This is a genomic window from Pseudomonas sp. JR33AA, assembly GCF_021378985.1.
Taxonomy (GTDB): domain Bacteria; phylum Pseudomonadota; class Gammaproteobacteria; order Pseudomonadales; family Pseudomonadaceae; genus Aquipseudomonas; species Aquipseudomonas alloputida.
In genome coordinates this window covers 61,794-82,466 of the sequence record NZ_JAJSAW010000019.1, presented here as the reverse complement: position 1 = coordinate 82,466, position 20,673 = coordinate 61,794, and the positions used below count along the sequence as shown (strand labels likewise).

Genomic DNA, 20,673 nt, shown 5'->3' with positions numbered 1-20,673 from the left:
TGTAGGAGCGGGTTTACCCGCGAATACGGTAGCGCGGGCAACGGTGAACGGCGGGGGTAATTGGCCAGCAGGGCCGGCCCTTTCGCGGGTAAACCCGCGCCTACCAGCTGGACCGCCCCCGCCCCGATGCCTACACCGACTCGTCCGCCGGCCGCGCACCTTCCTGCACCAGCACCATGCTCTGCGGCGAAGACAGTGGAATGCCTTCATCACGCAACCGGCCAAGAATGGTGAACAAAAGGTCGCTGCGGGTGCCCGATACCTGCCGCGGCCCTGCCACATAGCCACTCACACCAATTACCATACCGCTGGCCGTCAGGTCCTTGAACGACACCGAAGTAGCTGGTGCATCCAGAATCGCCTCATGCTCATGGTAAGCCGCCAGCAGCAGCTCACGCACACGGTTGGCATCGGTCTCCAGCGGCAGTGTCAGGGTAATGCTGACCACACCCAGCGCGTTGCCCATGGTCACGTTGCGCACGTTCTGCGAGATGAACTGCGAGTTGGGCACGATCACCGTGGAACGGTCAGACATCTGGATCTCGGTGGCGCGTACATTGATGCGGCGGATATCCCCCTCGACACCCGCCAGGCTGACCCAGTCGCCCACCTTCACCGGGCGCTCGGTCAGCAGGATCAGGCCGGAAATGAAGTTCTGCACGATCTGCTGCAAACCGAAACCGATACCGACCGACAGGGCACTGACCACCCAGGTCAGGCTGGTGAGGTTGATACGCAAGGTCGACATCACCAGCATGGCCAGGAACAGGAAACCCAGGTAGCCCACCAGGGTCACCAGCGAGGCCCGCATGCCGGCGTCCATTTCGGTTTCCGGCAGCAGACGGTCGCTCAGCCAACGCTTGACCACACGGATGGCGAACAGGCCGCCGAGGAAGATCGCCAAGGCCAGCAGGATGTCCTGCGGCACGATGTTCAGGTTGCCAAGCACCTTGCCGCCGGTCCCATCCCAGTCGCCCAGACTCAACAGCAATTCGCTGGGGCTGGTGCCCGACGGCATCAACACCAGCAACAGTGCCAGGAACAACACGACCGTGCGGCCGATGCCGGCCAGTATGGTGCTGGCCTGCGCCTGGTGGCGAGGCGCCAGGCCCAGGGTGGAGGCCAGTGCCAGGCCACCGGGCTGGCGGGGCGACAACAGGGTTTCGCACAGGTCGCCGAAGAAGGTGGTCAGCAAGTAGGCACAGGTGACCACCAGGCTGACCCACAACAGCTTGGCGGTGAGGAAGTAGGCGAGCGTCAGGTAGCCGGTGAGCAGTGCCAGCAGGATCAACGTCAGCCAGATGACCATCACGAACGGGATCAGCCCGGCCAGGCCCGTCGGGCGCTCCAGGCCGTGCTTGCGCAAGGTGCGGCGGTAACACAGCAGCGCGCCTGCAAAGGTGAGCGCCACCACCAGCGCGGTCAGCCCGTTGACGGCCACCGTCAGCGCCAGGCTGGCGCCGATCACGCTGTTCATGCGCTCCATGGTCATCATGACCATCAGGGCCAATGCCAGCACCTTCGGGAACCAGCCCAGCGCACTGGCGACTTCGTCGTGGATCGCCGGCAACCGCCAGGACGGACGCTGCAGCATCAGCATGGCGCGGCCCAGGCCTGTGATGAAGGCACTGAACACCACCAGGGTGAGAATGTGATTGGTCAGGCTGGCGATATCCGAACCCAAGCGTGCGTTGCTTTCCAGCCCCCAACGCAGCAACGAAACCGAGCCGGCGATGGTGCCCAGGGTTGCCAGGCTAACGCCCAGCGCCAAGGCGCTGCGGCGCAGGCGGCCCTCAGGCAGCCAGTGGACCATGGCACTGGCCAGCAAGCGTTCAAGCACGCGCCGCACCAACGTCCACACCAGAATCGCCGCCACCAGGCTGGCAACGAACAGCCAGCGGTTTTCGGCGCTGAAGGCGCTGCTGATGGCATCGGCCGCCTCGCCGCGCAGGTCACGCAGGCGCGCCACGTCGTCCTGGGTTGGGCGGATGATGCTCTGCCAGAACGCCGGGCTCAGTGGCGAGGCTGCACGGCTGGTGATTTGCGAGTTGAACTGGCTGCGGCGCAGGTTGACGATTTGCGTGGACAGGTCACGGGCCGACTGGGTCAGCTTGGTGGCCTGATCCTGCTGGGCTACCAGCGCCTTTTTCTCGGCCTCCAGCGCTTTGCGCTGCTGCGTCAGGGTAGCGGCCTCGTCCGGCTGGGCCGGGCCGATCACCTTCAGCTGGTCATCGAGTTTTCCCACATCGGCAGTGCGCTGTGCACTCAATGCATCAGCTTGACGCTGAACCTGCATCGCACCCAGGCGCAGTTGCGACAGCACGTCATCGTTGGCCTCGCTGGTGACGCCTTGGCGGATGAGGTCCAAGCGGTCACTCAGCTGTTCGAGGCTGGCGTTTTCGTCCAGTGCGGGCGCTTCGGCAGCCGCCAGGTTGGACAATGGCGTGGCCGGGGCCGACCAGGCCGGGCTGACAAGCAACAGCATCAGGGCCAGCAGGGCAATCAGACCTGGGCAATAACGGGCAAGGCTGACACGCCTCATCGAATATTCCTCTTTGCAATTCGATTTGGCGGGGGATTCTACGCGGCTTCGGGCCGTCAGGAGAGTGCCGTTTCTCGCTTCAGCAATTGCTGTTTGCGCTCCACGCCCCAGCGGTAACCGCTGATGTCGCCATCGCGGCGCACCACGCGGTGACAAGGGATGGCCACGGCAATACGGTTGGCCGCGCAGGCCATGGCGACCGCCCGCACGGCCTTGGGGGCGCCAATGCGCTCGGCAATGTCGGTGTAGCTGACCCGGCTGCCGGCCGGCACCTCACGCAGCGCCTGCCACACCCGCTCCTGAAACGCGGTGCCTTGCACATCCAGCGGCAGGGCCAGGCCCAAGGCTGGCGCTTCGACGAAGCCGATCACTTCGGCGACCATTTGTTCGTAGGCGCTGTCGCCACCAATCAGGTGGGCCTTGGGGAACTGATCCTGTAGCTCGTGCAACAAGCCCTCAGGGTCGTCGCCCAGCAGAATCGCGCAGATGCCCTTGTCGCTCTGGGCGACCAGTATTGCACCCAGCGAGCATTGCCCAAGGGCGAAGTGAATGGTTGCCCCGGCACCGCCGGCGCGGTATTGCCGGGGGCGCATGCCCAGGCGCAAGTCGGCGCTTTCGTAAAAGCGGCTGTTGGAGGTGTAGCCGGCGTCGTAGATAGCATCGGTAACTGAGCGCTGGCCGTCTTCCAGGTGCGCACGCAGGCGCCTGGCACGGAAGGCCGTGGCGTAGGCTTTGGGGGTAACCCCGGTTTCAGCCTTGAACAGCCGATGCAGATGGAAAGGGCTGACGGCCAGCCGCGCACTGAGTTGGTCGAGGCTTGGCGCGGGGTCGCTGGTTTCGATCAAGCGGCAGGCGTGGGTAACCAGTTGGCTGTGGCGGGTGGCGCTGCCCTTGCTGATACAGCGTTTGCAAGCACGGTAGCCGGCAGCCTCGGCGGCAGCGGCAGTGTCGTAGAACTCGACGTTCATGCGCTTGGCCTGGCGTGATTTGCAGCCGGGGTGGCAGTAGACGCCGGTGGTACGCACGGCATAGACAAAGTGGCCTGTGGCGGCAGTGTCGCGGCTCTCTACGGCTTGCCAGCGTTGGTCGGGGGTGGTGTAGAGGTTCATCTTTGTTTCCCGGATATGTTGTTGCCTGAGCGGGCGATGCAAAAACGTCAGGCCCGCCACAGGTACCAGGCCGCCACGGTTCGAAACGGCCGCCAGGCGCCGCCCAGCGAACGCATTTGCGCCGGTGTCGGCGCGGTCTCCAACCCTTTCAGCCGCCGATACCCCTCGCGCACGCCAAAATCGTCCACCGGTAGAATGTCAGACCGCCCCAGGCTATAGATCAGCAGCATCTCCACCGTCCACCGCCCTACCCCACGCAGCGCCACCAGGCGTTCGATCAACGCCTCGTCAGCCATGGTTAACGCCTGCTCCCGCGTCGGTACCAAGCCCTCCAGGGTGGCTTGAGCAATGCCCTGGACCGTCACCAGCTTGCTCGCCGAAAAGCCGCAGGCACGCAGGGTTTCCGGGGTTATCGCCAGCAACTGCTCTGGCTGCGGAAAATCGTCTGCCGGGAACAGCGCCAGCAAACGCCCCAGGATCGCCTCGGCGGCGCGGGCGTGCAGTTGCTGGTAGGCAATCGCCCGCACCAATGCCTCGTAAGGCTCACGTCCCGGCGTAGCCTGGTGCAGGCAGGGCCCGATCGCTGCAATATGCCGCGACCAGTCCGGGTCAAGTGCCGCCAGGTGTTGCGTGGCCTCGTGATAGGCCTCAGGCGAAAGGTCGGCCAGCATCATGGCACCTCCATCAAGTCGATTGCAGGTCCAGCTTAGCGCAGCCGTTTATCGGGCAAACGCCGGTTCTTGCGCAGCTAATCCTTGGCATGCCATTGCTCCGCGCCGTCTTCCCCGCATAGAATTGAGAACCATTCACAATCGTACACATCACTGAACTGGGCCTTCTCTACGATGCAGATCAACGACACGCTCAAGCCCACCGAGGTCGCTCTGCTCTACCAGTCTCACCATGCCTGGTTGCGTGGCTGGTTACGCAGCCGGGTCGGTTGCAGTGAACATGCCGCAGACCTGGCCCAGGATACCTTCGTGCGGTTGTTGCGCGCGCGCCAGGTGTCGCCGCTCAAAGAACCGCGCGCCTACCTCAGCAGCATCGCCCGTGGCTTGATGATCGACCAGTTCCGCCGCCGCGCGCTGGAGCGGGCCTACCAGGAAAGCCTGGCTCACCTGCCCGAAGCAGAAGTGCCCAGCGAAGAGGATAAGCTTGTCATCCTCGATAGACTGGAACGCCTCGACCGCGCCTTGCACTCCTTGAAACCACGCGTGCGCCAAGCGTTCCTGCTGGCTCAGTTGGACGGTTTGAGCATCGTGCAGGTTGCCCAGCGTCTGGAGGTGTCCAGGGCCACCGTTGAGCGCGACCTGGCCAAGGCCCTGGGCGTATGCTACCGGTTGCGCTATGCCGATGCCTGATGGTACGCCCGCACAGGCGCAGGTCGATCAGGCCATCGACTGGCTGGTAAAGCTGCGTTTCGACACCCCCAGCCCGCGCACCGAGCAGCAGTTTCAGCACTGGCTGGCCAGCCACCCACACAACCGCCTGGCCTGGCAGCGGGTCAGTAATCTGGGCGATGAACTGGCCGGGCTGCCCAAGGACCTGAGCCGGCGCACCATGGACGCTAGCCAGCACCCCAAAGCCAGCCGCAGGGACCACCTTAAGTTACTGGGGCTGTTGGCCGTGGGCGGCAGCCTGGGCTGGGCCGCGCGCGAACCGCTAGGCCTGCCACAACTGCTGGCCGACACCCGCACCGCCACAGGCGAACGGCGCCAATGGCAAGGCAGTGACGGCAGCCGTCTCCAGCTCAACACCGCCAGTGCCATCGACTTGCACTACAGCGCGGAGCAACGCCAGCTGAAACTGATCCATGGCGAGGTCAGCCTGGACAGCAACCCCAACGACAACCGCCCGTTCCACGTCGCTACCCGTGTCGGCCCGCTGACCACCTTCGATGGCCGGCTGTTGCTACGCGAAAACAGCCAGGGCCTGCTGCTGTCGGTGCGTCGTGGTGAAGTCACGCTGTTCCATGCCTCGGCCTCAGCGAGGCAGGTGCTGCCAGGTGAAACCTTGCAAGTCAGCGCCGACGGCAGCATTCAGGCCAGAACACTGCACAACGACCCTTGGGGCTGGACCGAAGGTGTACTCAGCGTGCAGCAGATGCCGCTTGCCGAGTTTGTCAGCGAACTCGGCCGCTATCGACCGGGCCTGTTGCGCTGCGCTCCCGAAGTGGCGGGTTTGAAGGTTTCAGGCACCTATCAGCTGGCTGATACCGGGCAAATCCTGCAACTGCTCACCCGCAGCCTGCCCGTGCGGGTCGAGTACAGGACGCGCTATTGGGTAAGCATCGGCGCAGCGTAAAGGGCTATTACTGCGCCACAGCCCGCATCCGCTCACGGCGCCGGTATGACTGCCTGGCAAAGCACACGAACAGCCCGGCCATCAGTGCCAGCGCCATGGGCAAACCATGCGGTGCAACGTTCATGGCCGCCCCACTGACCAGCGGCCCGACCAGGCTGCCTACGCCCCACAGCAAGCCCACACTGGCGTTGGCAGTGACCAGGTCCTGGCCCTTGAAGCGCTGCCCGATCAGCACCAGTGCCAAGGTATAGATCCCCCCCGCCACCGCGCCCAGCACCACCAGCAGCGGCCACAGCAGCCAGGTGAGATTCAGCAGCCAAGGCAAACCGATGCCGATCACCATCGCCACCAGCCCGCACGCCAGGTGCAGCCCTGTGCGCTCAACCCGATCGGCCAACCAGCCCAGCGGCAGCTGGAAAAGCATGTCGCCGGCAAACACCACCGTCACCATCAACGCCGCCATGCCAACAGCAAAGCCATGGCTGGTGGCATACACCGGCAGCAGCGACAGCACCACCGCATCAAAGAACGAGAAGAACAGCACCGCCATGCACAACGCCGGTGCCACACGGAAGAACCCGGCCAGGCCGAAGCTTTTTTCGCCTTCTTCGTGCTCGACATGGTCGTTGGGCACAGTCAGCACGATGCACAGCAACGCCAGCCCATAACAGACCGTGACGCCCCCCGTGATCCACGGGCTATCGGCGCCCAACACTGCCAGCATGGCCGGGCCCAGTACCTGAAAGCCCGTGAAGCTGGTGGCGTACAAGGCCATGATCTTGCCGCGGTTATGTTCGGGGCACAATTCGTTGACCCACGACTCGCCAAGGATGATGGCGATCCCCATGCCAAGCCCTAGGCCCAGGCGCAGCAACGCCAGCAGCCATAACGAGCCGAACGCGGACTCGAGCAAGGCGATGCTGACCGTGCACAGGCTGAAACACAGCAGATAGATAGTGCGCCGGGTGAGATGGCGGCAGCAGACGTCGACCAGAAAAGCAGAGAGCATCATCCCGGCGGCAGGGATGGCCGAGATGATGCCGATTTCCAGTGTGCTCGCCCCCGCTTCATGCAGGCGCAACGACACCAGCGGCAAGCTGGCCCCCAAACTGAAACCCACGACAGAAACGGCGAACAACAGGCCCGCCAACAAACGCATGTTCATGTACCACTCCTGGCAAACCGAAAAGACGTGCAGAAACAGGCGCGCACGCCGGAACGGCGAGCGACGCGAAAGCGCAAATCAGTTCATGCGAAGTGTGGCGAGAAGGTGAAGGCAAACAGCACGCTGCGGCGGCGCTTGAGCACCGTGTCACTCGGCCATGCACGACGCAGCGCCTGAAGGGCAGGCTGGCGGACGTGTGGGAGGCACTGGGTACGGCGCATTGCTTTGGCTACTACGCAGGTGATTGAAAAAAGAGGCGGCACTCTAGCCACCTCCGGGGGGCTAGTCAATTGCCCGGGGGCCCCTGTCAGGCCCCCGGCGCTTTCAGCGCTTACCTGTACTTGGCAGGAATACCGCCAACAAGCCGAACAATGGCAGGAACGAGCACACCCCATACACATATTCGATACCACGCAGGTCCGCTACGTACCCCAACAGCGCAGCGCCAATGCCGCCAAAACCAAACATCAGACCGAAGAAGATCCCGGCAATCATGCCTACGCTGCCCGGCACCAGTTCCTGCGCATACACCACGATCGCGGAAAACGCAGAAGCCAGGATGAAGCCGATCACCACGCTCAGTACCGTGGTCCAGAACAGGTCGGCATACGGCAGCGCCAGGGTGAATGGCGTCACGCCCAGGATCGAGAACCATATCACCGCCTTGCGCCCGATGCGGTCACCGATCGGCCCGCCAAAGAAGGTGCCCGCCGCCACCGCGCCGAGGAACAGGAACAGGTGCAGCTGCGAGCTGGCCACCGACACACCGAACTTTTCGATCAGGTAAAACGTAAAGTAGCTGGTGAAGCTGGCCATGTAGAAGTACTTGGAGAACACCAGCAAACCCAGCACGATCAGCGCCGCAATGACCCGATTGCGCGAAATGCCGTGGGTGGCCTGAACCGCCTTGCGCGCCTTGGCCTGATTGAGGTGCTCCTTGTACCAGCCGCGCAGCATCAGGGTAACGCCGAGGAAGAACAGCCCGGCCAGGCCGAACCAGGCCACATGGGTCTGGCCGAAAGGAATGACGATGGCCGCTGCCAGCAGTGGTCCCAAAGCGGAGCCGGTGTTGCCACCGACCTGGAAGCTCGACTGGGCCAGGCCGAAGCGCCCGCCCGAGGCCAGCCGTGCAATACGCGAAGTTTCCGGGTGGAAGGTCGACGAGCCGATGCCCACCAGCGCCGACGCCAGCAGGATCATCGGGAAACTGCCAACAAAGGCCAGCATCACGATCCCCACCAACGTGCACAGGGTGCCTAGCGGCAACAGATTTGGCGTGGGCCGGCGGTCGGTGAAGAAGCCGACCCAAGGCTGCAACAGCGAGGCGGTGATCTGGAACGTGAGTGTGATCATGCCGATCTGGGCAAAGCTCAGGTCGTAGTTGGCCTTGAGCATCGGGTAGATCGCCGGCAGCACCGACTGGATCAGGTCGTTGATCAAATGCGCCAAGGCGCAGAAGCCGATGATACGCATCACCATCGGTGAGGCTTGGCTTGCCGCTGCCTTGGGGGATGCGGTGGAGGCACTACTGGTGGCCATTTGCCTAAATCTCCGTCCTCAGGTTTGGGATCCGATTATCGGAATCAAATAGATACTTAGCTACCTTTTTTATCCCCCTGTCGTTGCACACTTGAAAATGGTTATCAATATAATTAGCATCCTCTGCCAATGACTCCTGTCATCGTTAGGCCAAACGGCCCCTATCGCGAGCAGACCGCCCCCATGAACCCGATGTCCGCCAAGCAGGTGCAGCCCGACCCAGAGCAGGAAGCGCTGGCGTGGTTCTCGCTGCTGCGCCAGCCCGGTTGCGACGAAACCCAGCGCCAGGCATTCGCGGCCTGGTGCCAGGTACAAGAGAACGCCCACGCCTACGCCGAGCTGGAGACGTTCTGGCAACAGCTGCAACCCGCACCTGCCCGCCCTCGCCCACGGCCTATCACGGTCCGCCGCAGTCACCTGGGTAAATGGTTGGCGCTTGCGTTTTTGCTAGGGTTGGGTGCTGCTGCCTACTTGTACTGGCCGCTGATGCAGCGCCTGGCCAGCGAGCTGCACACCGATGTGGGAGAGCGCCGCAGCATACGCTTGGCGGATGGCACGACATTGAACCTGGACAGCGCCAGCGCGATGAACGTCGACCTGCGCGGCCGCACCCGTCAACTACACCTGGTGCAGGGCCAGGTGCAGCTGGAAGTCGTGCTCGACGGGCGGGCCATGGACGTGGAAGTGGGCAACGCACGCATCCAGGTATACGGCACTCGCTTGCAGGTAGCCCGCCATGCGGGGCGTGACGAACTCGTGGTATTCAGTGGCAAGGCCATGCTCACCCAAGGCGGTGAGCAGCGGATGGTCTCGGCGGGTGAGCGGGTAACCTTCGATGGCACACGCATCGACCCGGTGCGTAAGGCTGATCTGAAAACCGCTGACAGTTGGCGCTACGGCCGCCTGAAAGCCACCGACATGCCGTTGAAGCAGGTGCTGGAGCGCCTTGCCGGTTACCAAGGGCAGCGTGTGTGGATGATGGATGAACACGTGGCTCATCGCCGTGTGAGCGACGATTTCAACCTCGACCGGCCTGACCAAAGCCTGCAATCCCTGGCTGCAGCCCAGCAGCTGCAGTTGCTGGGCGTGCTCGGGCACTGGCTTGTGGTGCGCTGAAACCGGGGCTGGCCGCTAAGTTTTTGAAAGCGTGCAAATTTTTTTTGAAATGAGTGTTGACAGAGGGGGCGTTCAAGAGAATAATGCGCGCCATCGGCTACATAGCTCAGTTGGTTAGAGCATAGCATTCATAATGCTGGGGTCCGGGGTTCAAGTCCCTGTGTAGCCACCAAACAAGACGAAGGGCTTACCGCAAGGTAAGCCCTTTTTCATTGCCTGCGAAAAAAGTTGCGGGTGCCAGTACCAACCAATTCAGCAGCAGCCGGGCGCCGGATGAAAGGCTTCGGCGCTGCTGTCCTCGCCTCAACGCATCCCGGTCACCGCCACAGCCAGGCCCAGCCCTATCAATGCCAGACCAATGGCTCGGTCCACCAGCACTTGCCGCTCGACCATCGCCTTGCGCAAGGCCGTGCTGGAGAAAAATACCGCCACCAGGCTGAACCATAACCAATGGGCAACGGACATGAACGCTCCGTAGGCGAAGTTCAGAGCCAGCGGGCTGCCAGCCTGTACCACCTGGGTGAAGGCACTGATGACAAACAACATGGTCTTGGGGTTGAGGGCGTTGGTCAAAAAGCCCGTGCGCAGCGCTTGCACTACGCCGGCAGAGGACTGGCCAACCCCGTCCAGGCTGATGCGTCGGGTGTTGGTCAATGACTTGTACCCCAGGTAAATCAGGTAGCCCGCCCCCAGCACCTTCATGACGAAGAACAGCGCCGGGCTCTGGCTGATGATTACGGCAATGCCCATTACCGTGTACAACACATGCACCTGCACCCCCAGGGCGATACCTACGGCGGCAGCCAGCCCGGCCTTGCGGCCCTGTGCATAACTGCTGCGGGTGACCATGGCGAAATCAGCGCCAGGGCTGATGACGGCAAGCAAGGTGAACAGGGCGACGGCGATGAGTTCGGTCATGTTGAGGGCTCTCGATAGGCGATGGGAATGCACAGATCGCCAATTATCGAGCGCTTACGGGCGCCGAAAAATCGATTTATGCTGGTATGAATCTGATAGTTTTATTCACAGATATGTACAGCCTGCCTTGGCCTCTTCGCGGGTGAACCCGCTCCTACAGGGGAAATATATGGCCCTGTAGGAGCGGGTTTACCCGCGAAGAGGCCGGCACACCTGAACAGGGCTCTCATGAAACTGCCGCCACTCAACGCCTTCCGCTACTTCGACACTGCCGCCCAGACCGAGAGCTTCGTGCGCGCAGCCGAGCACTTGCATGTCACTCACGGCGCGGTCAGCCGCCAAATACGCCTGCTTGAAGAAAGCCTTGGCGTGGAGCTGTTCGAACGCCGCAACAGGGCCATTTTCCTCACCCCCGCCGGCCGTGCCCTGCAAGGCACCACCCATGCGATCTTCGAACAACTCGAAGGCGCCGTGCAGCGCCTGCAGCAACAAGCGCGCGACAATGTGCTGGTGCTGTCTTGCGAGCCGACCATTGCCATTCGCTGGCTGATCCCGCGCTTACCGCGATTCCATGCTGCCCACCCCGACCTTCAGTTGCACCTGGTAGCCGCAGGCGGCCCGCTGGACTTCGCCCGCAGCGGTGTCGACCTGGCAATTCGCCGCGACGACTTCCACTGGGACAACCAGCTGTACAGCCAGAAAATCTGCGACGAATGGATCGGCCCGGTTTGCCACTCCGCCTCCCCTGCCCTCCTTGACGGCCAACGGCTCCTGCACAGCACCACCCGCCCCGCCGCCTGGCCCACCTGGCTGCGCCTGAGCGGCCAGCAGGCGCGACACAGTGAACGCAGCGACTACGAACATTTCTACCTGTCGATTCAGGCCGCCAACGCCGGCCTGGGCCTGGCCATGGCCTCAGCCCTGATGGTGTGTGACGAACTCGACAGCGGGCAGTTGCAGGCGCCATACGGTTTTGTGCGCGATGGCTCGGCCTACCACCTGCTTAGCCCACAGCCTCTGGCCGACAGCGGCAAGCGCCAGCGCTTCGCCGATTGGGTAATGAACGAATGCCAGGGTTGCCTGGTTCATTTGGGCTTGATGCAGAACGACGACCCCGCACTGCCATCGCCACCCCAAGTGCGATAGCCGGCGGTATCCACATGAATACGGCCTGATGGGTAACGGCCCAGGCCCATGTTCCAGGCTTGGCCGTGCTGCTGCCAGAAATGGCACAGCGGATTGGGATCGGCCCAGGCCGGCAGCAGTACATCGACGGCGAAAGCGCGGGTATGCGCACTGTTGGCCGCCCCGCCTGCACAGGCGTTCAGGCGCGGCTCACGGTAAGCCGAAACCACCTCGAACTGGCGCAGGATGCCTTGATCGTCGAGTGCCTTGATCAACGCGAGGGTCGAGCGTACAGCCGCCCAATTGCCAGGGGGCGGTACGGCGAAAGGCGATGCGTGGCACAATTTCCAGTCCGATGCCGAGCGTAGCAACTGGTGAATTGGCACTACACCGTAAAGCCGGGCATCTACCAGCATTTCACGGAAGGGGCGGGTTTGATGATCTCCCGCCCACTGGGCGAACATCCACACGTCGCGCTCGTCAGCATGGGCAGCGCTCGCTATACACAGGCCTGCTGCCAAAAGCAGTTTTCTCATTCTTTATCCGTCCCTGCCGAGAACAAAGCCTGCGCGCCCGGGTACGCCTTGCAAAGTCAGTCCCCGAACAGGGTACAGGCCATCACCAGGGCGTCCTCGCGGCCGCCGGCGATCGGATAATAGTCGCGGCGGCGGCCAATTTCGTTGAAACCGTACCGTTCGTATAAACGATAGGCCGACTGGTTGCTGGCGCGCACCTCCAGAAAGCATTCGCGGCCATTGAGCTGATAGGCCCGGGCCATGAGGTGCTCGAGCAGGCGCAGGCCCAGGCCGCGGCCTTGGTTTTCCGGTTTTACGGTGATGTTGAGCAGGTGCGCTTCGTCGATGATCACGTTGATCACGCCATGGCCCACTTGCTGCTGGCCATCGAACATCAGCCAGACTTCGTACGATTTGAGCGCATCCTGAAAGATCCCGCGGGTCCAGGGATGACTGAATGCGGCATATTCGATTTTAAGTACGGCATCCAGATCCGCCTCGGTCATCGGGCGGAAGCTGATCGAGTCACTCATTCAACGCTCTTCCAGCGCGCCATCAGCTGGCGCATGGCTTTCCAGACGTCCGCCTTGCGTTGCGGCTCGTCCATCAACAGTTCAAGGCCCGGCAATGCCCAGGCGTCGCCCAGGCTGTCGAGCGTTAGGGTTTGGTAATAGGCGTCGGCGTCGACATTGGCGGCAAAACGCAGTGCCGGCAGGCCGACCAGCCACAGACAGGAACACGGGGCGTCTTCCAGGCGCGCCTGAACGAAGCCCTGGACGAAATCGCGCGCAGCCTCCGGCCCCTGGTCCATGTTGCCGCGCACCAGCAGTGGCCAGCGTACCGGCTCGCCGATGATCTGCGGGGCGTCAGGCAGGCCGGCGGCACGCAGCATGTCCTTGAGCAGCAGATAGGAGGGGTCGCGGCTCTGGAACGGCTGACCGGTAGCCAGCTCTACCAGCAGCAGGCAACTGCCGGCGCGCAACAACTGCAGCGAGAAGCGCGGTGGCGGCACCGGCGCCGGGCGCGGAGCAGCGGGCTGCTCTTGTGCCTCGGCGGGCTTGACGGCAGGTTTTGGCACACTGCCCGGGCGCGGGATCTCGATTTTTGGCCGCTCGCCGGAGCGCGCCTGGGGGGTGACGGGCGCTTCGTTGGTTACCGATGCCGGCCTGACCTCGAAATCGATGTCCTCGACCGGCTCAACTGGCAGCAGCAACTCGGGCCGCGACGGTGCGGCGAACGGCAGCTCGGCGCGCGGCAGCCAGTGCACCACTTGCATGGCGGAAAGGTAGGCGCGGCGACGGGGTTCGGTCAGCAAGGGGCGGGTATCCGAGGGGGTGAAGGCAATTGGGCATTCTAACGTGGACGCCGTGTTTTTTGCAGCGCCTATCAGACCGAGCGCCACTAGAACAACGACATACACCCACAAAACTGAAGGTTATCTCTCATTACAGACCAAGGGGTAAAAACCACCCTCCCGAATGCAGTACAATCGCCCCCTTTTTCTTGGCAACGAGTCGAAGCCAATGATCGAACCCAAGCGCGTCCTGCGCGCCCTAGCCGAACACTGGGCTCTAATCGAGCCGCTGTGCGAGCGTTTCGACCAGGGCACCCTGAGCCTGGTCGAACTGCGCCAGCATGTGGCCCGCCAGCAGCTCGAAAGCACCCCGCAGGACATCACCCAGCTACTCGACGTGTGGATCCGCCTGGATATCCTGGTCCCGGTGGCCAAGAGCCCGAACCGTTTCGAGCTCAACGCGCAGATCCATGACTTCCTAGCCTACCTGCGCCGCGAACACCGGCTGGGCCTGTGCCTGGAGATCGAAGCCTACCTGCGCCACCTGGAGCGCCTGGCCGGGCATATCCAGGATGCCTTCGACAACCGTGACAGCGACGACCTGGCGCGCCAGTTGCGCCTGCTCGACATGCGCGTGCGCGATGTGCTGAAAAAGCTCGACAACGACGAGCAGGCACTGGTGGCCGTGGCCGAACGGGCCAAGACCAGCAACCGCCAGATTCCGCTGCGCCAGCGTTATGCCGAAGTACTGGCCACCTGGGACGAATACGTCGAGCCGATGATCCAGCTGGTCAACGCCGACGGCGCCTTCGAGCAGGGCGTGCGCAAGGTCGAGACCGTGCTGCTGAAACTGCTGGGCGAACAAGCACGTCTGGGCCATCTGGTCGACGACGACATGCTGCTGCGCACCCACGCGCGCATCCTGGAAATGCAGACCAGCGCCCAGTTGACCCTGCGCCACGCGCGCGAACTGCTGCTGCCGCTGCGCGAAGAAGCCCGCCGGCACAACGCCGTGACCCGCGGCGCCGCACTGGCCCTGTCGGTGATCCGGCGCAAGGGCATCGACGCCGTGCCGCAGGCGGCCATGCCGATGTTTACCCGCCCGCAAAGCACCTTCCTTGGCAGCGCCAGCCAGGTCGAGGCCTACGTATACGCCCTGGCCCGCTTCGAGCCCAAGCCGGCGCGCTTCCCCAAAGCCCACAAGACCCAGTCCGGCGCCTTGCCCCGTGCTCCGCGCACGGTCAAGGAAATGGCCGAACGCTGCGAACAGGCCCTGCCACTGCCCGACTTGATGGTCTGGCTGCTGGAGCAGGAGCCCGAAGGCGCCACCGACGAGCTGCTGTACTGGTTCTCGCGCCTGTCGCGGGAAAAGCGCTTCAAGCGCGAACGCCTCGACCGCCGCGAATACACCACTCAGGAACATTTGGTCAGCCTGCATTCGTTCGCCCTGACCTCCAGCCGCGAAGACGCCCCTAGCGCGCCTACCGAACCCAACGCGAGCCCAGCCCATGCATCTTGATCTTTCCGAACTGTCCCAGCTCGCGCCGATCTTCCGCGAGCTGTTCAAAGGCTTCCATGTCAGCCGGCGCGACCCTGAGCTGTACGCCCAGCTGTCGAACTTCCAGGACCAGTACCGCACCCTGTTCAAGGCCCTGGGCTTCGAACTGGTGTGCGATACCCGTGGCTTCTACTACTTCGTGCCGGACATGACCGCCGCGCAGGTCAACAAGACCGCGCAGCGCCTGTCGCTGTTCACCTTCATCCTGGTCGAGCACCTTGCCGACCAGGGCCGCGACCCGATGGCCGTGCTCGATGGCGGCAGCATCGGCCGCGACGAACTGCCCTCGCTGCTGGACAAGTACCGCGACCTGTTCCTGCAGGCCGAAGTGCAGACCGTGGACGAGCTGGAAGAAAAAATCCTGCGCCGCATGACCCAGCTCGGTTTCGCCCATGAGGAAGGCGGCATCTACCGCTTCCTGCCGCCCATGCATCGCTTCCTCGATGTGTGCCTTTCGGTGCAGCAGGACCGCGACCTGGCCGCCACCCTGCACAGCGCCCTGCCGCTGCCCACCCCGGTTCTGGTCGAGGAAGAAAGCGCCGAAGAACTCAACCGTACCGACGACCCGCTCGACCTCACGCCTTTCCAAGGCGAGGAAAGCGAAGAGGACGCCCTGGCCCGGGCCATCCGCGAAGAGCAACAGGAGATTGACGCATGAGCCAGGAACGCTACGGCATCCGCCGCTTCGCATTGCTCAACACCGCCGGCTACAGCCTTGGCCTGTTCCCGCTGGAGCACCCGCTGTCGGTATACGGCGCCAACAACCTGGGTAAATCGGCATCGATCAACGCCCTGCAGTTCCCGATCCTGGCACGTATGTCGGACATGAGTTTCGGCAAGTACAGCCTTGAGCAGTCGCGCCGTTTCTACTTCGCCAGCGACACGTCGTACATTCTTTGCGAACTGAGCCTGCCCCACGGCCCGCACGTGATCGGTGTGGTCGGGCGCGGCCCGGGTGGCGGTTTCGGCCACCAGTTCTTCGCCTACAAGGGCGAACTGGACCTGGCCCACTACCAGAAGAACGACACCTGCCTGCGTCAGAAAGAGCTGTTCACCAACCTTGAACGCCTGGGGATCAAGGCTTACGAACTGAAGCCGGACGAACTGCGCCGGCTGCTGGTGGGCGGACACACTTCGGTGCCGCTGGACCTGACCATGATTCCGCTGCGCTCCACCAGCGAGCAAAGCCTGAAAACCTTCCGCGCGCTGTTCATCAACCTGCTGCACATGCGTGAAATCACCGCCGCCAAGCTCAAGCAGCTGTTCCTCGACGCCTTCGAGCACAGCCTGCGCTCGGGCAGCGTCGACTACATCGCTGCGTGCGAGGAAGCCTTCCGCGACGTACGCCGCATGGAGCAGGACTACAACGCCCTGGTCGCTGCCGGCCCGTTGGTCGAGGCCCTGGCCGGTGGCGTGGCCCAGCGCGACATCCTGCGTGGCAAGCTGCACCGCATTTCGCCTGTGCTCGACACCCTGCTGGGCACCTGGCAGGAATACGCCATGGCGCGCAAGGAAGAGCTGGTCATCCAGTCCGAGCACTACCGTGGCGAGCAGGACCGGCTGCAGAACGACCAGCGTGGCGGCACTCAGGAGCTGATGCGCCTGGAGCGTGAAATTACCGGTATCCAGCGCTGGCTGGGCGAGCTGTCGGTGCTCAAGCACCGCTTTGCGCTGGTCGATGACGTCAAGGTGCTGGAACAGCAACTGCTGGCGGCCAAGGACGCCCACGACGAGCTGGCCGGCGCCCTGGCCCAGTCGCGACAGTTCAGTGCCGAAGACCTCGACGAGCGCGTACGCGACCTGGAAAAACGCCTGAAGCAGGTCAAGCAGCAGCTGGATCACGCTGACAACAACAGCTATGCCCGCCTGCGCGAAGAGTTCTCGCAGCAGGACGTCGACCGTCTGATGCGCCTGTTCAACGGTGCGCTGTTCAGCCTGCCGCTGGGCGACCGCGGCATCGAGCTGGACGACAGCGACTTGTGGGTGAAGTCGCTGGAAGCGGTGCTCGACGGCTTCAAGGGCGAGCGCTTCGAGGCCCCAGGCCTGGCCATTGACCTGACCCACATCGACCCGCCGGCCCTGCAGGCCCTGGCCGACCGCGCCGCCCTGCGCGACCAGAAAGAGCGCCTGGAAAAAGAACTCAAGCAGCTCAAGACCCAGCAGGCCGTGGCCGCCGACCGCTCCGCCTCCAAAGCGCAGACCGAAACCCTGTACCAGGAAGTGCTGGACGCGCAGAAGGCGCTGGAAGACTTCCGCCGTAGCCAAACCCTCGCCGCCGAAGAGCCCGAGAAGCTGGAACAGCTCTCGCAGCTGGAAGCGGCCCAGGACGAACTCAAGCGCTCCAGCGACGCCTTCACCGAGCGCGTCCAGCAGCTGTCAGCCAAGTTGCAACTGGTCGGCCGTCAGCTCGGCGATCTCGAGTCCAAGCAACGCACCCTGGAAGACGCCCTGCGCCGTCGCCAGCTGCTGCCGGCCGACCTGCCCTACGGCACGCCCTACATGGAAGCCATCGACGACTCCATGGACAACCTGCTGCCGCTGCTCAATGACTACCAGGACAGCTGGCAAGGCCTGCAGCGGGTGGACAACCAGATCGAGGCGCTGTACGCCCAGGTACGCCTGAAAGGCGTTGCCAAGTTCGACAGCGAAGACGACATGGAACGCCGCCTGCAACTGCTGGTGAACGCCTATGCGCACCGTACCGACGAAGCCCTGACCTTGGCCAAGGCACGCCGCGCCGCGGTCACCGACATCGCCCGAACCCTGCGCAATATCCGCAGCGACTACGACAGCCTCGAGCACCAGCTGGCCCTGTTCAACCGCGAGATCAACAAGCGCCAGGTGTCCAACCTGGAAAGCTTCCGCGTGGTACTGGCGCCGAACAAGGAAGCGCTCAAGCACATCGACCAGATTATCCACAGTGCCGGCCAGTACGAAGAAGGCGAAACCCTGTCGGTCTTCGACCTGACCCAGAGTGCCGATCAGGACAACAAGAACGAAGAGGCCAAGGAGTACCTGGCACGGCTGGTGGCGGCCAACCACAACCAGCTGGGCCTGAAGGACCTGTTCGAGCTGGCGTTCGAGATCACCAAGGTCAATGGCCAGCCGATCATCCACGCCGACATCGACGGTGCGGCGTCCAACGGCACCACCATGACCATCAAGGCGCTGACCAACATGTACCTGTTGCTGCACCTGATGGACCGTGACCTGGCCGGGCGCATTCGCCTGCCGTACTACCTGGACGAAGCGGCAGACATCGACGAACGCAACCAGGCGGCACTGCTGGAGACCAGCCAGCAACTGGGCTTCGTGCCGATCCTGGCGAGTGTGAAACCCCAGGTATCGGCGCACGTTGCGATCGACCTGGAAGGTGGCAGCGGGCCGAACGGCATCTACATCGACGAGGCGGACTGGAAGTTCATCAGCCGCCTGGATGAAGTGAAGGCGGTTGTGCGTGAGGATCAGGCCGAGGAATTGGCCTGAGGGAGGGGGCCGCTTTGCGGCCCATTCGCGGGTAAACCCGCTCCTACGGCGGCCTGCGCCCTGCCCCCGAAGCGTGTCCACCACCGATCACTGTAGGAGCGGGTTTACCCGCGAATACGGTAGCGGCGGCAACGGTGAACGCCGGGTGGAAATTGGCCAGCAGGGCCGGCCCATTCGCGGGTAAACCCGCTCCTACACGGCGGTCTGTGACCTGCCCCCGAAGCGTGTCCACCACCGATCACTGTAGGAGCGGGTTTACCCGCGAATACGGTAGCGGCGGCGACGGTGAACGCCGGGTGGAAATTGGCCAGCAGGGCCGGCCCATTCGCGGGTAAACCCGCTCCTACAGGTCTTGTAACCCGCGAATGGAGGCCTGGCGGGCTATCAATGAGCCCAGGGCAGGATCGGAATGGCAGTCACCGCGTTCTGCGGGCTGCCTTCGATCATGCGGTCGCTATACACCAGGTACACCAGCGTATTGCGCTTCTTGTCGAGAAAGCGCACCACCTGCATGGTCTTGAACACCAGCGAGGTGCGTTCCTTGAACACTTCCTCGCCATCCTTGAGCTCACCCTTGAAGTTGATGGGCCCGACCTGACGACAGGCAATCGATGCCTCCGCCCGGTCCTCGGCCAGCCCCAAGCCCCCCTTCACCCCGCCAGTCTTGGCACGTGACAGATAGCACGTCACGCCCTCTACCTTAGGGTCATCGAACGCCTCGACCACAATGCGGTCGTTCGGCCCGAGGAACTTGAACACGGTGGACACCTGGCCGACCTCTTCGGCGCCAGCCAACATCGGCAGCACACACACCGCCACAGCGATTACGTTCTTCAGCAGGCTCATACCAGCACCAGGTTGTCGCGGTGTACAAGTTCCGGCTCGGCGCTGTAGCCAAGGATCGACTCGATGGCTTCGGACGACTGACCAATGATCTTCTGCGCCTCCAGGGCGCTGTAGTTGGCCAGGCCGCGAGCCACTTCAACACCGTCCGGGCCGACGCACACCACCATCTCGCCACGACGGAAGCTGCCCTGCACGGTCTTCACGCCAACCGGCAGCAAGCTCTTGTTGGCCTGACGCAGCGCTTGCACGGCACCGGCATCCAGCACCAGGGTGCCACGGGTTTGCAGGTGACCGGCCAACCACTGCTTGCGCGCAGCGAGCATGCCGCGCTCAGGGGACAGCAAGGTGCCCAGGCGCTCGCCCGCCTTCAGGCGGTCCAGTACGCGCTCGATACGGCCACCGATAATGATGGTGTGGGCACCCGAACGGGCAGCCAGGCGCGCCGCACGCAGCTTGGTCTGCATGCCGCCACGGCCCAGGGCACCACCGGTACCGCCCGCCACGGCATCCAGTGAGGGGTCGTCGGCACGGGCTTCGTAGATCAACTGCGCTTCGGGGTTGTTGCGCGGGTCGGCATCGAACATACCATCGCGGTCGGTGAGGATCACCAGCAGGTCGGCCTCGACCAGGTTGGCCACCAGCGCCGCCAGGGTGTCGTTGTCGCCAAAGCGGATCTCGTCGGTGACCACGGTGTCGTTTTCGTTGATCACCGGCACCACGCCCAGATCGACCAGGGTGCGCAGGGTGCTGCGGGCATTCAGGTAACGCTTGCGGTCGGACAGGTCGTCATGGGTCAGCAGGATCTGCGCGGTGTGCTTCCCGTGCTCCCCGAAGCTCGACTCCCAGGCCTGCACCAGGCGCATCTGGCCAAGCGAGGCAGCCGCCTGCAGCTCGTTCATCGCACTCGGTCGCTTGGTCCAGCCCAGCTGGCTCATGCCGGCAGCCACGGCCCCGGAGGAGACCAGTACCAACTCCACGCCTGCCTCACGCAGCGCGACCATCTGCTCGACCCAAACGGCCATTGCACCGCGGTCGAGGCCCTTGCCATCGGCGGTCAGCAGAGCACTGCCAATCTTAACGACCCAGCGCTTGGCGCCCGTCACCTTGCTTCGCATCTTCTTCCAACCTATGTCGAATCTGTAGATACCGTGGATAC

General features: G+C 63.5%; 18 protein-coding genes and 1 tRNA gene. 8 read left to right on the top strand and 11 right to left on the bottom strand.

What is annotated here, in order from left to right:
• Window positions 1-130: 130 nt before the first annotated feature.
• The 3 genes from LVS58_RS22210 to LVS58_RS22200 are packed head-to-tail and all read right to left on the bottom strand — an operon-like array spanning window position 131 to window position 4,325.
• On the bottom strand, window positions 131-2,542 hold the full coding sequence (locus tag LVS58_RS22210; RefSeq protein ID WP_233692824.1) for a DUF3772 domain-containing protein: 2,412 nt from the start codon (window positions 2,540-2,542) through the stop codon (window positions 131-133).
• A 56-nt stretch (window positions 2,543-2,598) separates the two neighbouring features.
• Complete coding sequence (gene ada / locus LVS58_RS22205) at window positions 2,599-3,651, bottom strand: bifunctional DNA-binding transcriptional regulator/O6-methylguanine-DNA methyltransferase Ada (protein ID WP_233692823.1); 1,053 nt, start codon at window positions 3,649-3,651, stop codon at window positions 2,599-2,601.
• Window positions 3,652-3,698: 47 nt separating this feature from the next.
• Window positions 3,699-4,325: a DNA-3-methyladenine glycosylase family protein gene (locus LVS58_RS22200; protein WP_233692822.1), complete on the bottom strand. Its 627-nt coding sequence runs from the start codon at window positions 4,323-4,325 to the stop codon at window positions 3,699-3,701.
• Between the two features lie 171 nt (window positions 4,326-4,496).
• Between LVS58_RS22200 and LVS58_RS22195 the strand changes: the two genes are divergently transcribed.
• Window positions 4,497-5,012 (top strand): sigma-70 family RNA polymerase sigma factor, encoded by a 516-nt coding sequence (locus LVS58_RS22195; protein WP_233692821.1) that lies wholly within the window; start codon window positions 4,497-4,499, stop codon window positions 5,010-5,012.
• On the top strand, window positions 4,999-5,955 hold the full coding sequence (locus LVS58_RS22190; RefSeq protein WP_233692820.1) for a FecR domain-containing protein: 957 nt from the start codon (window positions 4,999-5,001) through the stop codon (window positions 5,953-5,955). The genes LVS58_RS22195 and LVS58_RS22190 overlap by 14 nt, the downstream gene beginning before the upstream one ends.
• A gap of 7 nt (window positions 5,956-5,962) precedes the next feature.
• On the opposite strand, the gene LVS58_RS22185 is transcribed toward LVS58_RS22190, so the two are convergent.
• Both LVS58_RS22185 and LVS58_RS22180 read right to left on the bottom strand, forming a co-directional pair.
• Entirely contained in the window at window positions 5,963-7,120 is a 1,158-nt protein-coding gene (locus LVS58_RS22185; RefSeq protein ID WP_233692819.1) for an MFS transporter, read from the bottom strand.
• Window positions 7,121-7,444: 324 nt separating this feature from the next.
• The gene (locus LVS58_RS22180) at window positions 7,445-8,659 is read right to left on the bottom strand and encodes an MFS transporter (protein ID WP_233692818.1); all 1,215 of its coding nucleotides are present in this window, start codon (window positions 8,657-8,659) and stop codon (window positions 7,445-7,447) included.
• 192 nt (window positions 8,660-8,851) lie between these two features.
• Between LVS58_RS22180 and LVS58_RS22175 the strand changes: the two genes are divergently transcribed.
• The gene (locus LVS58_RS22175) at window positions 8,852-9,775 is read left to right on the top strand and encodes a FecR family protein (RefSeq protein ID WP_233692828.1); all 924 of its coding nucleotides are present in this window, start codon (window positions 8,852-8,854) and stop codon (window positions 9,773-9,775) included.
• Between the two features lie 95 nt (window positions 9,776-9,870).
• Window positions 9,871-9,947: transfer RNA gene (locus LVS58_RS22170), tRNA-Met, on the top strand.
• A 131-nt stretch (window positions 9,948-10,078) separates the two neighbouring features.
• On the opposite strand, the gene LVS58_RS22165 is transcribed toward LVS58_RS22170, so the two are convergent.
• Complete coding sequence (locus tag LVS58_RS22165; protein ID WP_233692817.1) at window positions 10,079-10,693, bottom strand: LysE family translocator; 615 nt, start codon at window positions 10,691-10,693, stop codon at window positions 10,079-10,081.
• Window positions 10,694-10,921: 228 nt separating this feature from the next.
• On the opposite strand from LVS58_RS22165, the gene LVS58_RS22160 reads away from it, so the two are divergent.
• The gene (locus tag LVS58_RS22160; protein WP_233692816.1) at window positions 10,922-11,839 is read left to right on the top strand and encodes a LysR substrate-binding domain-containing protein; all 918 of its coding nucleotides are present in this window, start codon (window positions 10,922-10,924) and stop codon (window positions 11,837-11,839) included.
• On the opposite strand, the gene LVS58_RS22155 is transcribed toward LVS58_RS22160, so the two are convergent.
• The 3 genes from LVS58_RS22155 to LVS58_RS22145 are packed head-to-tail and all read right to left on the bottom strand — an operon-like array spanning window position 11,779 to window position 13,648.
• The gene (locus LVS58_RS22155; protein WP_233692815.1) at window positions 11,779-12,354 is read right to left on the bottom strand and encodes a D-Ala-D-Ala carboxypeptidase family metallohydrolase; all 576 of its coding nucleotides are present in this window, start codon (window positions 12,352-12,354) and stop codon (window positions 11,779-11,781) included. The two genes, LVS58_RS22160 and LVS58_RS22155, sit on opposite strands and share 61 nt — an antisense overlap.
• A 56-nt stretch (window positions 12,355-12,410) precedes the next feature.
• Window positions 12,411-12,866 (bottom strand): ribosomal protein S18-alanine N-acetyltransferase, encoded by a 456-nt coding sequence (rimI, locus tag LVS58_RS22150; protein ID WP_233692814.1) that lies wholly within the window; start codon window positions 12,864-12,866, stop codon window positions 12,411-12,413.
• Complete coding sequence (locus LVS58_RS22145; RefSeq protein WP_233692813.1) at window positions 12,863-13,648, bottom strand: energy transducer TonB; 786 nt, start codon at window positions 13,646-13,648, stop codon at window positions 12,863-12,865. The genes rimI and LVS58_RS22145 overlap by 4 nt, the downstream gene beginning before the upstream one ends.
• Before the next feature lie 208 nt (window positions 13,649-13,856).
• On the opposite strand from LVS58_RS22145, the gene mksB reads away from it, so the two are divergent.
• From mksB to mksF, 3 genes are read left to right on the top strand one after another with little or no spacing between them, the layout of a single operon-like run.
• Complete coding sequence (gene mksB / locus LVS58_RS22140; protein ID WP_003247449.1) at window positions 13,857-15,146, top strand: Mks condensin complex protein MksB; 1,290 nt, start codon at window positions 13,857-13,859, stop codon at window positions 15,144-15,146.
• Window positions 15,136-15,843, top strand: coding sequence for an Mks condensin complex protein MksE (mksE, locus tag LVS58_RS22135; protein ID WP_003247452.1), 708 nt, complete (start codon window positions 15,136-15,138; stop codon window positions 15,841-15,843). Before mksB ends, mksE begins: the two co-directional genes overlap by 11 nt.
• Window positions 15,840-18,671, top strand: coding sequence for an Mks condensin complex protein MksF (gene mksF, locus LVS58_RS22130; protein WP_104960757.1), 2,832 nt, complete (start codon window positions 15,840-15,842; stop codon window positions 18,669-18,671). Before mksE ends, mksF begins: the two co-directional genes overlap by 4 nt.
• Before the next feature lie 384 nt (window positions 18,672-19,055).
• On the opposite strand, the gene LVS58_RS22125 is transcribed toward mksF, so the two are convergent.
• Both LVS58_RS22125 and proB read right to left on the bottom strand, forming a co-directional pair.
• Entirely contained in the window at window positions 19,056-19,517 is a 462-nt protein-coding gene (locus tag LVS58_RS22125; RefSeq protein ID WP_233692812.1) for a CreA family protein, read from the bottom strand.
• Entirely contained in the window at window positions 19,514-20,632 is a 1,119-nt protein-coding gene (gene proB, locus LVS58_RS22120; RefSeq protein WP_003247458.1) for a glutamate 5-kinase, read from the bottom strand. Before proB ends, LVS58_RS22125 begins: the two co-directional genes overlap by 4 nt.
• Between the last annotated feature and the right edge of the window lie 41 nt (window positions 20,633-20,673).

Coding starts and splice junctions, on each gene's coding strand:
- ada (WP_233692823.1), bottom strand. CDS start 3,651: ATGAACCTCTACACCACCCCCGACCAACGCTGGCAAGCCGTAGAGAGC.
- LVS58_RS22180 (WP_233692818.1), bottom strand. CDS start 8,659: ATGGCCACCAGTAGTGCCTCCACCGCATCCCCCAAGGCAGCGGCAAGC.
- LVS58_RS22195 (WP_233692821.1), top strand. CDS start 4,497: ATGCAGATCAACGACACGCTCAAGCCCACCGAGGTCGCTCTGCTCTAC.
- LVS58_RS22190 (WP_233692820.1), top strand. CDS start 4,999: ATGCCGATGCCTGATGGTACGCCCGCACAGGCGCAGGTCGATCAGGCC.
- rimI (WP_233692814.1), bottom strand. CDS start 12,866: ATGAGTGACTCGATCAGCTTCCGCCCGATGACCGAGGCGGATCTGGAT.
- mksF (WP_104960757.1), top strand. CDS start 15,840: ATGAGCCAGGAACGCTACGGCATCCGCCGCTTCGCATTGCTCAACACC.
- LVS58_RS22185 (WP_233692819.1), bottom strand. CDS start 7,120: ATGAACATGCGTTTGTTGGCGGGCCTGTTGTTCGCCGTTTCTGTCGTG.
- LVS58_RS22175 (WP_233692828.1), top strand. CDS start 8,852: ATGTCCGCCAAGCAGGTGCAGCCCGACCCAGAGCAGGAAGCGCTGGCG.
- LVS58_RS22125 (WP_233692812.1), bottom strand. CDS start 19,517: ATGAGCCTGCTGAAGAACGTAATCGCTGTGGCGGTGTGTGTGCTGCCG.
- mksB (WP_003247449.1), top strand. CDS start 13,857: ATGATCGAACCCAAGCGCGTCCTGCGCGCCCTAGCCGAACACTGGGCT.
- mksE (WP_003247452.1), top strand. CDS start 15,136: ATGCATCTTGATCTTTCCGAACTGTCCCAGCTCGCGCCGATCTTCCGC.
- LVS58_RS22155 (WP_233692815.1), bottom strand. CDS start 12,354: ATGAGAAAACTGCTTTTGGCAGCAGGCCTGTGTATAGCGAGCGCTGCC.
- proB (WP_003247458.1), bottom strand. CDS start 20,632: ATGCGAAGCAAGGTGACGGGCGCCAAGCGCTGGGTCGTTAAGATTGGC.
- LVS58_RS22165 (WP_233692817.1), bottom strand. CDS start 10,693: ATGACCGAACTCATCGCCGTCGCCCTGTTCACCTTGCTTGCCGTCATC.
- LVS58_RS22210 (WP_233692824.1), bottom strand. CDS start 2,542: ATGAGGCGTGTCAGCCTTGCCCGTTATTGCCCAGGTCTGATTGCCCTG.
- LVS58_RS22160 (WP_233692816.1), top strand. CDS start 10,922: ATGAAACTGCCGCCACTCAACGCCTTCCGCTACTTCGACACTGCCGCC.
- LVS58_RS22200 (WP_233692822.1), bottom strand. CDS start 4,325: ATGATGCTGGCCGACCTTTCGCCTGAGGCCTATCACGAGGCCACGCAA.